The sequence below is a fragment of the Endozoicomonas gorgoniicola genome (assembly GCF_025562715.2).
Lineage (GTDB): Bacteria > Pseudomonadota > Gammaproteobacteria > Pseudomonadales > Endozoicomonadaceae > Endozoicomonas_A > Endozoicomonas_A gorgoniicola.
The window spans coordinates 5,572,935-5,586,802 of the sequence record NZ_JAPFCC010000001.1 but is presented as its reverse complement, the minus strand read 5'-3'; the positions used below and the strand labels follow the sequence as shown (position 1 = coordinate 5,586,802).

Here is a 13,868-nt window from a genome sequence, read left to right as displayed (position 1 = left end):
GCATTGTTTTTGACAATGCCTCTTTTGTGTCTGCCTATGCTGTTTATTAGCTCAGGGCTGTATTAGCTCAGGGCTGTATTAACTCAGACGGCGCAAATCACCCAGCTTGCCATCATCGCTATAGGATATTTCAAAGGTTCCGTGAATGCCTTCACGGGTGACATGCTGTAGCAGAATGTCGTAAGGCAGGCTCATGGTGAAGCCTTCTCTGGTTCGCACCTGAACCCGGTGTTTTTTGCCTTTGTAATAGAGCAAAACCTGCTCAGAGTTCAGGCTGATTGAAAACACTGCCGTGTGCATGCTGCCTCCATTCCATAAATGATTCTTTTACACACTAGAATTTAGCAGTTTATCTTCCGCTTTTGCAAAGTTAGTGTTGCATACACCGTTTTGAAGAAGCCTGAATCACACTGCTGTCTTATGGCTCAGGCAATGCGGTCCCGGTTAACATTCTGGAAACGATTATTAAAACTGATCGTTCTTTTGGAAAGTTTTTAACAACCCGTCATTGTTCATGACAGGGATAATGAATTTACGGCAAAACTCTTCAGCATTTATCTCGTTTCCTTTCAACAACCTGTCTGTGTAGGTAGGCACAAAGCTTAGCATGTAGTAACTCATCGCTCCCAAACTACACAATCTTGCTATATCCTTCGCCGTTTTGGTGAAGCCGGAAAGATTGGGCTCTACAAGCTGTGGTAATGAGAGAGTTGCGTAAAAGAGAAGCCATGATAATCCTTTATAGAGAATACGGATATCATCTCGCTGTTGTATATATGCTCCATAGAAATACGGTATACATTTATAAATATTTTCTTCTAAGTCCTTCAGGTGCTGAATTCCAAGATTCACAGAGTTATCAGGTGCAATATTTTTCGATGATTTGTTTAAATGATTAATTAACTCTTTATTAGACTTAAAAGACTGATGAGAGACCCATCTCACTATATCAAACATATGATCACTTTTAACTAAAAGCACATCATCAGATGCCTGAGGTTCATAAATAATATTTTGAAGTCTGAACAGACTGTAACCAGAAAGTTCTGTCGAATTAACAGTTACTTTTTCAGACAATACAGGACCATAAAAATTAATACCTGAAATATCTTTTAAAGCCACATCCTGACTAAGCAAATTAATATGAATGCTATCTGCCAGTTCAGTGATTGTCTGCGTAGGTACAAATACTTTTATTATTTTATGACCTTTAACTTCAGCACTTTTAATATAATTATCTATTACAACTTCAATAGCCGGGTCATAACGATAGCTTTCATGAAAAACAGCCATAACTTCTGCTTTTGATGAGCAAACATTCAAAACAGCAAATAATAATATGACAAATTTCAGGTAAATTCTTTTACGCATGTTTAAAACTCCTTTTTTAAATCATTAGAAGAAGAAAGCCAGTATCCGGGCTTTCTTCTGTCAAGCCAGATCTTACTGCCCCTGATCCGGTTGAGGAGGCATCAGGCCTTCAGGCAGTTGCATATCGTTTGGAATCTGCATCTGCTGCATCACCTGATTAATGGATTCACGGATACTGGCAATCATTGCCTTGTAACCTTCATCAAAGCCACGATAGAACGCCAGAGTGGTTCCCTGCAGATTTTCACTATCCTCAGGCTTGAATATTGCCGGTTGCTTACCTTCCGGATTCTCACCACTGAAGAAAGACTCCATAGAGGTTGGTACGGTCAGCGCTACACGCCCACCCGCCATATAACCATCAACAAAGCGACCTCTCATAAATGGATTATCACTGCTGCCTACACCGGCAATTCGATAGGCGTCTTCAGCTTCACACCAGCGATCTTTATATTCACTGGCCTGCTCGCCGTCCCGACAGTCATATTCCAGAATGCCCAGCTTATCAACCATGCCGTTGTAGCCTGCACGGTAGCCTGCTTCGAAAGGCTTTTCATTCTGTCCTTCAAGTGGTTCCCGGGCAACACTGCTGACTTCAGCACGCCTGCCATCGTTGATGCCCTGACGGAAACCTTTCAGGAAAGGACCAAAGGCCTCAGGATCACCTGCCGCAGCGCTCTCATCAAACAAGCTTCTGGCTTCACACCAGGTCTGTTTCATGGGGTCACTGTTGTCGACTATGGAACAGTCGTAAGATTCTTCAACGGCTGCAGGGCGGCTATCGTCAACCACAGGCGTCACTTTTGGGCATTCTTTGGGCTTGCTGCATCCCTGCAGAATGGCCAATACAGCCACTGCGGGCAGAAAACCTACCGAAACAACTTTACGCATTCAATTCTCCTTCCGGGGACTGAACCCTGAGAACCATTGCCTAACATCTATATGAAAACCATATAAAACATCCGGGAACCAATGATACGGGCTCAATTTAGTATTTGTTCACCATCGTTTGACGGAGCTGAGTAAATATAGTTCACAAAATCAGTCATTTTCTTTTGTCGTCTCACTGTTATGGTCGTAGTACTGAAAACGGCTGCCTTTAAGCTGTACGCCTGACCCAAATTCACATAACGCCTGCCAGTTCTCTGGTAGCTGTTTTCTGAGCAGGGATAGCACTTGCTCAAGCGAACAGTCCCCCTGACAGGCAGTTAATATTAGAGGCTCATCATCGAGAAACCATTTAACGACGGGCTTTCTTGCCTCACTGCTGCTCACAAGAAGATCAAGGTGAGACCCGTAGCCGACGACATTCTGAGTGCGTGCAACCCCCATAATGGCCAGAAATGTCAGCAGGTTAAGATCACTGGCCACATAAAGGACAAAGCGTTCGCAATGACTCCCTTTACAGGTTTTATGGCGGGCGGGCTTGCAAGCCTGACTCCGGGCTTGATAGCCATCAAGAGTGTCGATCAGTTCCTGAATAAAATTTGCACTCAGGAGCTGGAGCATTTGCTTATCTTTAATCAGTTCGGTGAAAAACCAGTCCAGCAAACCAATCAGTTGTTCCTGATCTGCAGGGGTCAGATCATCAGGCAACGGGATGTTGTAAAGCTTGCGGATGAAAACGGCATCTATCAGAGGAATCAGGGAAAAAATCTGTTTCGGCCGGTTAGCCACTTTTGCCCAGTGTGAAAAGCGCGCTCCATAGCTCGCTTTTTTCTGTCGCCATGTCGCACTGTTTTCCAGAGCTTCCATGCGTTTCACAAATCCCGGACAAATGTGATGGGCACCGAACAGAAAGTCAGATTCCGGAGGATAGACAAACAAAGAGGGAGTTTGCGTCTGGTTCGGCAGGCCGGTTTCAGCCACCCCTGCAGGATAAAAGCCCTGAAGGATGGCATTGGCAGACTGGATGGTGCGATTCAGGCTTTTAGCAATATGTCGGCTGTAACCACTGTGCCAGGTTTCAGGAAAATCATCAGAGAAGTAGCGTTGTCTGAGCTTTTTCCCCAGCTCGTAGCACTGCTTTACCCCCTTTAATGTCAGCTCACCGTTACCCATAGGCCAGAGGGCTTCATTCAAAGGTACCCGGGGAGAACGATCACCATGGCGAACCAGACTGATAACCAGATCCGGAGACTCAGCAGCTGCAAAATGGGGTAGCAGGTAAGCGGTCGCTAAAAGAGCCAGCAGTACCCTCCAGCCCCTCCAGCTACAGAAGTTACTCATTATTCTGTTCGCTTTAGAATTAACCTTGCGAACAGAATAGAAAAAATTTTCGGTTTAACCAGTCTTCACCTAGTTTCGCTAATTCCCATTGCCTGTTTAACAATGCACTCTTTTATTAAATGAGAATTATTAGCCAGTTTTAAACCCGTGTTACGTAACCAGCGAATAGCCAGATCGTCAGCATGAAACAAATGCTGAAAGCCATCCATCGCCGCTAACATGGTCATGTTGGCACCTTTGCGATGACGCTGATAACGCCCGAGAATATGCTCACCTGCAATATCATCGCCACGCTCACAGGCACGGATTAATTCCCGGCTTAACGTTTCGACATCCTGCAGCCCCAGGTTCACACCCTGCCCCGCCAGAGGATGAATGGTATGGCAGGCGTCTCCCACCAGCACAATGCCTTCCCGGTAATATTGCCTGGCATGACGATGTTTGAGGGGAAAACGGTAGCGCTGATCTGCCCGGATAATTTTACCCAGACGGTGTTCAAAAGCGTTGCCCAGCACTTTGCAGAACGCTTCTTCATCAAGAGACATCACCTCATCAGCACGCTCAGGCAGTAGTGACCAGACAATAGAGCAGTAATGTCTGTCGTTTTGATCAGGCACAGGCAGAAATGCCAGAGGGCCGGTATCAAGAAAAACCTGCCAGGCCGTATCCTGATGGTTTTTTTCAATCTCAACTGTAGTGACAATGGCATGATGCAGACAATCTTTTTGTGACTGCGGAATACCCGCCCATTTTCTTACCGCAGACTCGGCACCGTCAGCGCCTACCAGCAACCGGCAATGAAATGCCTGCCCGCTTTCAACTAATACCTCATAACCCGCTTCAAGCTGCCTGAATGTCAATTCGCCCGAAACCTCCAGCAGGTCAACCGATGTATTCTCCAGCCCTTTTAACAAAGATGCCCGAATCACCGGGTTCTCAACGATATACCCCAGCTGTGGATAACCTGTCGACCCGGCATCAAAGGCTATCTCCCCGGTACCTTCACCATCCCAGACCCGCATGTGCCGGTATGGACAAACCCTTTGGGATAACAGGGTGTCCCAGACACCCAGACGTTTAAACAATTGCACTGAAGCTTCTGTCAGGGCGCTGACCCGTGGAGAATAAGGGTCACTTTCTGAAACCAGATCAGGCTTCAGACGATACTGGTCAATAACGACTGTTCGCAGGGAGGTTTCACTCAGACTCAACGCCAGTGCGGCGCCCACCATTCCACCACCAACGATGACAACATCATAGCTTTGCATAGGAACATACTCCTTCCCTGATCAGATCAAAGCCCCATGGCTTTTCGGGCAAAACGGGTCTTCAGGCGACGACTGACATTCAATCCGGTCAGCCCAAGATTACGGGCCAGAATCACTCCAGTCTCTTTTCGGGCAAAGAGTTTGACCAGGTTGTCACAGAAATCCAGCGTCATAGTCTGGTCCCGTTTCTGACCTTCAACATACTGCAATAACTGACTCAGCTGACCGGGCGATTTTCCCGCAGCCAGAGAGTCCGATATATTACTCACCAGTGCCATCGCATCCCTGATCGCCAGATTGTATCCCTGCCCGGCAACAGGGTGCATGACATGGGCAGCATTGCCCAGCACCACAAGACCTGGACGAACCTGCTCTCTGGCAACATTTAAGGACAACGGGTAGCTGCTTCTCTGACCCAGCCGGACAAACCGCCCGGCACGCGTGCCAAACAGCTGTTGCAGTCGCTCCATAAACGACTCTTCATCCAGTGCCATATAGTCATCAATCTGTCGGTTTGGCAGCGTCCACACCAGACCACATCGGTAATCTCCGGCTTCAGTGCCTGTCAGGGGCAATAACGCCATTGGGCCTTCACCGGCAAACCGTTCGTACGCAATGCCCGCGTGAGGGCGATCAAGGGACACATTCGCCACCAGGGCATGCTGCTGATAGTCAAACTGTTTACGGGATATGTTCAGTTTATCCAGCAGTGACGAACGACCACCATCCGCAAGAATGATCAGGTCAGCCTGATAGCTATTTTGATAGCTATTTTGATAGCTACCTTGCGAGTTACCTTGAGAGTTACCTTGAGAGTCACTTTGGTCATTCCCCGTAACCACTTCAACCGCCATTCGGGCTTCCGGAACAGGCTTGATGCCAGTGACTTCAGCAGGGCTTAACACCTTGATCAACTGCTGGTCACGAAAAGCTTTAAGACGCCTGAGCAATACCTTACCCAAACGAAAGTTTTCGATCACATAACCCAACGCCGGAACATGTTCTTCATTGTGGTTAAGGTGTACCTGACCAAAATGCCCTCTGTCCGAAACATGGATATCAAGAATTGGCATTGCATCGTCAGACAGTTCTTTCCAGATGCCCAGCTGCTCATAAATAAGACGGGTACCGTATGAAAGCGCCGATGCCCTGGCATCATAGCTGGGTGGAGTGTCCCCTGGCTTATCAAGATCATGGCTTTCAATCAGTCCGACCTTAAGCTGATGACTTTTTATAATGGGTTCCAGCGCACACAGAAAACTGGTGCCTACCAGCCCTCCTCCGATAATCAGGATATCGAACTGCTTCTCCGTCATATCTCCCCCGATTTCATTAGCCATGAAGGGCTATTCATAGCTGTTTGTATTTATTATTTACGATGAAAATGCAGCTTATGGCTGTTTCCGCTCATGGCTGTTTAATGCAGACGACTATTTTCTTCGGCTGGCACCGGTGCTGCCGCTTCTTCGTCTGAATTCATTTCCGCAAACACATTCAGCAGCGCCATGCGCACATATTCACTGACTTCCAGGAAAAAGCGCTCGGTTTCATCGCTTTCATCCGATTCCTGAATCTGGGCGATCTCAGAGAAATCGTGCAGGATGCCGTTCAGGTCTTCACTCAGTTTCTTGCTGGCAGCACTTTCACCAAAACCCGAGAGAAAACCATGGCACCAAAGACCCAGCGCTTCAGTGCGCTGCTCCATCGACTCTTCATCATCAGGTAAAAGTACCTGAATGCCAAAATCTCCCTGCTCCAGCTGCAAGCGGGTACCCTCATACATAGCGGCAAATTGTTGCAGGCTCACTTCATCCAGCGGCTCATCGCTCAACATACCTGCGACCTGACGTTGCCAGGCTTCCACACCCGGGCGTTCTCCGCCTGCCAGCAGGCCACACAGCAAACCATGCAATTCCGATGGGTGACTGCCACCGCCCAGCTCTACCAGTCTGTCTGCCAGTTCATCAAAAAGGATGGGCTTGATACCCATTTCATTGTGAGACATGTCTCTAAAACCTGAATACATCAATGCAGGCAGTTTAACAGATATTGCCACCCTCGCTGAACAGCACCAGCAGGGCAATTCTGATAAAAGAGAAGCGCTTAGTTGAAGGCATTATGGTATTGCAGAAACCCGTTTTCCTGTATGTTTTGAATCTGTTTTTTATCTCCCTGAATAACCACAGGGTTCATGTCGGGGGACAGCCACTGAAGAAGCTCAAGAATATTTGCTTTACTCATTGCTGTACACCCGACGGTTGGCTTGTTCTCACCTCTCCAGACGTGAAAGAACACACAGGAGCCTATTTCCGAACTGACTTCCGGTATGAGGCCAAACTCGTATAAGTTATCCTGGTAGTAGATGTCACGACGCATTTTTTCAGCACTTTCCCAGTCAGGGATTATGCCTTCGTCGCTACGGTCAATAATCTGGTTGTAATGCTTTGAGTCAGGGTCATCAATACACAAAGAAGATTTCTTCAAAGCTATCCATGGCATGGTGGCTCCTGCGGGAGCCTTAGAGCTATAACCAAAAGCACGGGTTAGTTTAAAAATACCAGAAGGACTTTTTTGATCCCCCTCCTTCTGTTTGTTCAGGCCATTACGCCCTAATACAACAGGAATGTCTGAGCAGGCTTTATACCACTTCTCTCCGTTCTTTTGATAACAGAACATCTGCCCATTATTATCTGTGCCCTGATCAGCAACCACCAGAACTTGCTGTCTGGACAGTATTAACAATTGGCGGGTGGACTCAGATAATAAGTGACAGGGTGTTTTTTGCGATACAGAGATTAGCAATATGAAGCCTAAGTAATATTTAAATTTCATCCGGAATAAAACCTTACCTCATCAGGCAAACATACCTGCCATTCCTGCACACCCGTAGGCGAGCAACCGAAGCCTTCGTTTCAAAATCACCTCCAGAAGTATAGGATGGCCCAAATTTTGGGGGAGACGGTTTTGTCATGCCGCTCGACAGGGTGCCAAAGTTCCGACTGTCTGTAACGCACAGCTGAAGCTCTTATCGCCCTGCCAGGAGAAATAATAAACCTGTCGTGCAAAGCAAAAGATTCGCCTATAGCAAAAAAAGTTCCCAATATGCGCAAACAGGCAAAACAGACGGGGTGTTCTGCTATTCCCTAGCCGCTCTCTAGCCGCTATAGTAGAGGGATTGACATCCTCCCCGCCGTGAACGACGGGGATTACTGTTAGTCACCTAACAGGTTCCTGTTTCATAGTTCGTTGCTCAGGGAACAAGCTTGGTTATCGCATAAAGGTTCCACAGTGGGAACTTTTACGGTGGCGAGCCAACCCATGTTCCCTAAGTCTCACACGAACTCCGCAGGCTTAACATTCCTCTAGCCCAGAGGTAGGTCTGCAAGAGACGGGAAGTACGATAGATCACGGCCTTGCTCTACGCAAGTCTCACTTACATCCCCCCACTGAAAGGACGGGGTTTTTCGTGGATTCGATAAAACGGTCTACTTGATTTTATGAACGACCCGGATTTAACAGCACTCAGCCAGAAAATAGAATACCTGGTGAGTCTCTGTAATAAATTAAAGGAAGAAAACAGGCTGCTGCGGAATGAGGAACGCAAGTGGCAGCTTGAGCGTGCCTATTTGATGTCAACAAAAGATCAGGCGAGAGGTGAAGTCGAGGACATGATCAAACGATTACGAGGATTGGAGCAATAAAGCATGATTGATAACTCTTCGACCACTTCTGTAAAAATTCTCGATAAAGAATATCGCATCAGCTGCCCCCGTGAAGAAGAAGCTTCACTGCAGAGAGCAGCACACCAACTTCATGACAAAATGAAAGAGATCAAGTCGGGTGGAAAAGTGATTGGTCTGGAACGAATTGCGGTCATGGCAGCTCTGAATATGAGCTATGAGCTACTGCAACTCAAAGAAAGTCAGTTCGAAAACAACACCGACGCCCAGCAGCAGATTCAGGATATGATGGGCAAGCTGGACCAGGCCCTGACCAATCTCGACAGCTAACGTTCGCCATCAGAAAAGCCCACTTTTTTACATCCTACGGCACTATTAAAAAATAAATCAATAGCAAAAAAAACCTACAGACTTGAGAGCGAGAACCGATATAATCGAACTCAAGTCTCCCTGGTCTGTTTGCCAGTCATTAAAGACCCGGGCTGATAATACCATACCAGGAAGTTCCTCGTTGGTGCTGGAGCGCAGGTCCACCATGCAGTGGAAAGCCCGATTCACTACAGCAACTTCCACCGTTGCTTAACAGCAACGGGCTTACGTGACAGCGGCGGTTTGGGGGGGCTTACTATTATTCGGTACATGTCGTCTTATCTTGTCTCTCTCCTCTCGAAAAACCTTATAAAACAAGGCTAAAAAGCCACACACCCAAAATCAAAGCGTCGTTTTGCCCTCGTCTCATACTGTGTACTAAGGTACATTTCATTCTTCCAAGCGCAAATAAAACTGCCCACAGAGTTGCCCAGTTTAACCGCCCGTTACCCAGCTGCAACGGCTTTGACCTGAGATACAACGCCTCCCGACAATGACTGCGGGATTGCTCTCAGGTGCTTTCACAGCGTGACTTTGCCAGCTTGATGCGGGAAGGGTGGAGCCGTTAGGAGGCGGTCTTGAAAAAGGGAACCTGGATTCTGGGCAGCTGCATCCGGCTGCCAACATCGGCGTAAAAACGGACAATCCTGGCCTTCAGTCCGTCATCGTCTTCAAAGTCGATCTGCTCCGTTCTGGAAATTAGATGCTTCGACTGAATCTGTAAGTTTTCTATTGCCGAGTCAAATGGAACCCCGGAATATGGTCATGGGTGAACACCTTGTGTCCCCCTCTTTTGCCATCTTTAACGTCCAATAATCCTGTTCATGCTAAGCGAGATATAGTTTTCCAGCCATAGCAAAAAGATATTGGTCAAATGTGGGTAAGACTGCCCGACTCTACAGTGCTGGATTGCTGACTCTGATATTCTGATACTCTGATATTTGACATAACAAACCTTTCAGCACTTAATCTATAATCTGCTTGTTAAAAGAGGAATCACCTTATGGATAATGAACACAAAACACTGTATGAATCCGATTTTTATCACTGGAAAGAACAGCAAAAAAAACACCTGCTCAACCGTGATTTTGACCGGCTCGACATTGAACATCTGATTGAGGAAGTAGACGATATGGGCAGCGAGCTGGATACGCTGGAATCCCGGTTAACGACCCTCTTGTTACACTTGCTCAAATACGAATATCAGGTCAGGGTTCTCAACCCGAACCTTCCCGAACCCTATAATTGCCGGGACTGGCTCGCCACCATTGACCGCACAAGGCTGGCGATTAGAAAACTGATCAAAAAACGCCCTCACCTTCAGTCCCTGCTTGAATCCGCTTTTCAGGAAGCCTATCCGGACGGAAAACTACTCGCCATTAAAGAAATGAACCGCTATGTACTTAAGTACCAGATGCTCGATCACACCAGTTTCCCGGAAACGTGCCCGTGGACGACAGATCAGGTCATGGAAGATAACTGGCTGCCTCACTAGCCGCCAGCCGCTTACTTTTCCTGCTTTGTATAACCCCGCACTATTGCCAACCATAAATCTAAGCTCTTCGTGGTTGAAGTGATTAAAGGTTCATCTGCAGATTCCCCCAATTTAGCTACATACCCTACCGCTGCATCTCCCTGATCAACAACCCAATCCCCGTTGCCAGTTCCTTTACCGCTTTGGGTGCATAAGTGATTTCCATCCAACGTGTCTTCCGGTTAGGAAACAGAACCCAGCAGCGTTGCTCCAGCCTGGAGCAGTCCGATTGCAGGGAATAACCAATGCCATACACTTTCAGTGTATTGTTTTCCATAACGATTCGGTTTGCCTGCGTCACTTTGCGCGTGACAACCAAATCCCCGGCCTGATTTGCCTTCACCGAAAAATACAACGATGGCTGTTCAACAGAAGCCGTTCTGTCGTAAATCGCATTGGCGCGTAAAAGGCTGTTCAGATAAGCCTGTAATTCCTGACCAGACACTCGCTCGCCGGAGTCATCTTTCATCAGGCGAACAAATGAAGTGGGCTTGCCTTCCGGTTTCAAAACGGCGGCTCCCCAGGCAGGCAAAGCGGTGAGAAAAGCAAAAAGCAGAAGCGTTAGTTTATTCATGGCAACCGGCAGTAGCAGTTTGTCATTACTTCTACTATCGGTCGTCAATTAAGCGCCTTAATGGTTGTTATGGTCTGGTGTCACCCGAATCACTTCTTCAACGGTTGTCAGACCTGAAGCCACTTTTTGTGCGCCGGACAATCTCAGGCTGTACATGCCTTCTTTTGCCGCCAGCCGCCTGATGCGATGGATATCAGCGTCATCGTTCAACAGGTTGCGGAGGGTTTCGGACATGGGCATGATTTCATACACCCCTGCCCGTCCATGGTAGCCAGTTTCCCTGCACTCCTGACAGCCAGCGGGGCTAAACACTTCAGCAGGCTGAGGGGCCGACCAGGGTCTGGTTAACGATTGCCATCCTGATTTATCAATCGCAACCGGCTGTTTACAGGAAGGACATAAAGTGCGCACCAGCCTCTGAGCCATAATCCCAAGCAGTGTCGCCTTAATCAGGTAAGCCGGTACGCCCAGCTCCATCAGGCGGGTCACCGCAGAAGGCGCGTCATTGGTATGCAGGGTTGAAATCACCAGATGTCCGGTCAATGCAGCCTGAATCGCCATATCAGCGGTTTCAAGATCCCGAATCTCGCCCACCATGATGATATCCGGGTCCTGTCGTAAAAGAGCCCTTAAACCACTGACAAATGTCAGGTCAATATTGTGCTGTACCTGCATCTGGTTGAAACTGGCTTCTACCATTTCAATCGGATCTTCAATGGTGCAGACATTCACCTGCTCGGTCGCCAGTTTTTTCAGCGTTGAATACAGCGTAGTGGTTTTACCTGAACCCGTAGGCCCGGTCACCAGCACTATACCACTGGGCTGACTGGTCATTTCTGTCCAGCGGCGTTCATCTTCTCTGGAGAATCCCAGATCAGCAAAACCTTTGACCAGTACTTCCGGGTCAAAAATCCGCATCACCAGTTTTTCACCAAAGGCCGTAGGCAGGGTAGAAAGACGCAACTCCACTTCATTACCGTCAAGATTAACGGTCTTCAGCCGCCCATCCTGAGGTTTACGTTTCTCTGCCACATTCATCCGACCCAGTATTTTAAGGCGACTGGTCACTGCTGCCGCCACTTTTGCGGGCATCTGATAGATAGAATGCAGCACGCCATCAATGCGGAATCGCAGATGGCACTGGTCTCTTCGGGGTTCAACATGAATATCGCTGGCTCGTTGCTCAAAAGCATATTGCAAAAGCCAGTCCACAATATTGACGATATGCTGATCGTTAGCATCCGGGGATTTCATATTCCCCAGCTCCAGCATCTGCTCAAAGCTGTTCAGGTTCGCTGACTGCACTCCGTCGTTTTCAATCGCCCCCTGAACCGATTGGGCAATGCGATAGAACTCTGTGGTAAAACGTCGTATGTCGGCAGGGTTAGCCACAACACGGCGAATAGTTTTGCGATTCACATGCTGAAGGTTATCTTCCCAGCCTGTGTACCAGGGGTGAGCAGAGGCAATAACCACCTCATCGCTACTGACAGCAACCGCCAGGATTTCATGTCGAAGGGCATAAGCCTGGGACATAACCGGAGTGACTGCCGAAGCATCTATTTTCAATGGATCAATGGCAAAATATTCCTGTCCGGAAAGAGCGGCAAGCCATTGTATTAGCCATTCCAGTTCCAGCTTTTTTCCGGGTTCACTGGCACTGCTCAGCTCCAGTGAAGCAATATATTCCAGAGGGTGAAGCTTCAGCTGCTCAGCAGACCGGTGTTTTGACAACACCGTGTCAGCATCAGCCTGCGACAGATGCATGGAGCGTACAAGGTCTGAAACCACGGTAGGCAGTTCCAGACGCTGGTGACGATGCTTAAAGACAGCTTTAGAGGCTTGAGAGGACTTGAAGGTTGTATTTTTCACGCCAGTCACGACAATTCCCTGTTGTTACTGCTTTTTATTGTAGCTGTCGCTATTCTTTCCTGTTTAACTGCGTAGGTCTGCCTTCCATCCGGGGTGATTTCAAAAGCGCGCCAAAGCTCTCAAGATGAGGTGACAGAAAGTGGTAGAACAGATTTTTGAGATAACTAACGAGCAGTCAGCATTTGTCCTCTGGCGCAAAATAACGATTGGTTGCAATACCCGCATGAAGTACCACTGTGAAAAAGATGATCGCGGTTTATGTGCTGGCATAACGGCAGTCTGGTTAAAAAAAAGCCTCGCATCCAAAGGCAGAGGTATCAAAACAGCTGTTGAGCTGGGCTCGAAACATTTGATGGCAATCGTACATGGCGTGTTCGCAAGAACCCCCCCTCCAGAAGGCTTCGGACTCGATTCAGTAGACTCAATCCCCCCCCTGCTGACCTCTCAAAGCCTGATAGGTTGGGAGGCCTTGCGCGGGAAGACATACCTGAACCCTCAGGGTATCGCAATCTGGGCATCTCTCAGACCCTGCCACTGCCTGCTTGCCTTTGAAAACCGGACATCTGAATTTGGCCATATAATAGGCATGCGCTGTGAAAGTAATACGCTGGAAATGTTTGACCCCTGTCAGGGTCTGTTTCAGTACAGTGATATGGATAGCTTTGTAAAGCATCTGCAACTAGTCATTTCAAAACGTTATCCAGATTGCCTGGGTGGAAACTGGGGGATTTTCAGAGTGAAGTCAGCACTTGACTAACCGGATCTGTTTGACATCCTCTCCCTGCTGGTTCGCAGAGAGTCCTCTTTCAGTTAGGAGATAGTAACATTGACATCCTCCCCGCCCTGAAGGACGGGGATTCCTGTTAGTCACCTAACAGGTTCCTGTTTCACAGTTCGTTGCTCAGGGAACAGCTTGGTTATCGCATAAAAGTTCCACAGTGGGAACTTTTACGGTGACGAGCCAACCCATG

Annotated in this window: 14 protein-coding genes and 1 other RNA gene; 5 read left to right on the top strand and 10 right to left on the bottom strand. The window is 47.9% G+C overall.

Annotated elements, in window-relative coordinates; all coding sequences use genetic code 11:
* Positions 1-78: 78 nt before the first annotated feature.
* From NX722_RS25155 to NX722_RS25120, 8 genes are all read right to left on the bottom strand, one after another.
* Positions 79-300 (bottom strand): DUF2835 family protein, encoded by a 222-nt coding sequence (locus NX722_RS25155; RefSeq protein ID WP_262565594.1) that lies wholly within the window; start codon positions 298-300, stop codon positions 79-81.
* 165 nt (positions 301-465) lie between these two features.
* Entirely contained in the window at positions 466-1,371 is a 906-nt protein-coding gene (locus tag NX722_RS25150) for a hypothetical protein (protein WP_262565593.1), read from the bottom strand.
* Between the two features lie 72 nt (positions 1,372-1,443).
* Complete coding sequence (locus NX722_RS25145; RefSeq protein WP_262565592.1) at positions 1,444-2,262, bottom strand: hypothetical protein; 819 nt, start codon at positions 2,260-2,262, stop codon at positions 1,444-1,446.
* A gap of 150 nt (positions 2,263-2,412) precedes the next feature.
* On the bottom strand, positions 2,413-3,600 hold the full coding sequence (locus tag NX722_RS25140) for a histidine phosphatase family protein (protein ID WP_262565591.1): 1,188 nt from the start codon (positions 3,598-3,600) through the stop codon (positions 2,413-2,415).
* Between the two features lie 65 nt (positions 3,601-3,665).
* The gene (locus NX722_RS25135; protein ID WP_262565590.1) at positions 3,666-4,868 is read right to left on the bottom strand and encodes a UbiH/UbiF/VisC/COQ6 family ubiquinone biosynthesis hydroxylase; all 1,203 of its coding nucleotides are present in this window, start codon (positions 4,866-4,868) and stop codon (positions 3,666-3,668) included.
* Positions 4,869-4,894: 26 nt separating this feature from the next.
* Positions 4,895-6,208 (bottom strand): 2-octaprenyl-6-methoxyphenyl hydroxylase, encoded by a 1,314-nt coding sequence (ubiH, locus tag NX722_RS25130; protein ID WP_262565589.1) that lies wholly within the window; start codon positions 6,206-6,208, stop codon positions 4,895-4,897.
* A gap of 77 nt (positions 6,209-6,285) precedes the next feature.
* Positions 6,286-6,873 carry a UPF0149 family protein gene (locus tag NX722_RS25125; protein ID WP_262565588.1) on the bottom strand — a complete coding sequence of 196 codons (588 nt, stop codon included), beginning with the start codon at positions 6,871-6,873 and terminating at the stop codon, positions 6,286-6,288.
* A 98-nt stretch (positions 6,874-6,971) separates the two neighbouring features.
* Positions 6,972-7,580 (bottom strand): L,D-transpeptidase family protein, encoded by a 609-nt coding sequence (locus NX722_RS25120; protein WP_262565587.1) that lies wholly within the window; start codon positions 7,578-7,580, stop codon positions 6,972-6,974.
* A gap of 785 nt (positions 7,581-8,365) precedes the next feature.
* Here NX722_RS25120 and NX722_RS25115 point away from each other — a divergent pair.
* From NX722_RS25115 to NX722_RS25100, 4 genes are all read left to right on the top strand, one after another.
* Positions 8,366-8,569 (top strand): TIGR02449 family protein, encoded by a 204-nt coding sequence (locus NX722_RS25115; RefSeq protein WP_262565586.1) that lies wholly within the window; start codon positions 8,366-8,368, stop codon positions 8,567-8,569.
* A gap of 3 nt (positions 8,570-8,572) precedes the next feature.
* The gene (locus tag NX722_RS25110) at positions 8,573-8,878 is read left to right on the top strand and encodes a cell division protein ZapA (RefSeq protein WP_262565585.1); all 306 of its coding nucleotides are present in this window, start codon (positions 8,573-8,575) and stop codon (positions 8,876-8,878) included.
* Between the two features lie 114 nt (positions 8,879-8,992).
* Positions 8,993-9,171: non-coding RNA, 6S RNA (gene ssrS / locus NX722_RS25105), on the top strand.
* Positions 9,172-9,920: 749 nt separating this feature from the next.
* Complete coding sequence (locus NX722_RS25100) at positions 9,921-10,412, top strand: DUF29 domain-containing protein (protein WP_262565584.1); 492 nt, start codon at positions 9,921-9,923, stop codon at positions 10,410-10,412.
* Positions 10,413-10,536: 124 nt separating this feature from the next.
* Here the strand turns inward: NX722_RS25100 and NX722_RS25095 are convergent, their stop codons facing one another.
* Both NX722_RS25095 and NX722_RS25090 read right to left on the bottom strand, forming a co-directional pair.
* Complete coding sequence (locus tag NX722_RS25095; RefSeq protein WP_262565583.1) at positions 10,537-11,073, bottom strand: hypothetical protein; 537 nt, start codon at positions 11,071-11,073, stop codon at positions 10,537-10,539.
* A gap of 9 nt (positions 11,074-11,082) precedes the next feature.
* Positions 11,083-12,792, bottom strand: coding sequence for a GspE/PulE family protein (locus NX722_RS25090; protein WP_262568719.1), 1,710 nt, complete (start codon positions 12,790-12,792; stop codon positions 11,083-11,085).
* Between the two features lie 244 nt (positions 12,793-13,036).
* On the opposite strand from NX722_RS25090, the gene NX722_RS25085 reads away from it, so the two are divergent.
* Entirely contained in the window at positions 13,037-13,654 is a 618-nt protein-coding gene (locus NX722_RS25085) for a hypothetical protein (RefSeq protein ID WP_262565582.1), read from the top strand.
* The last annotated feature ends 214 nt before the right edge of the window (positions 13,655-13,868 follow it).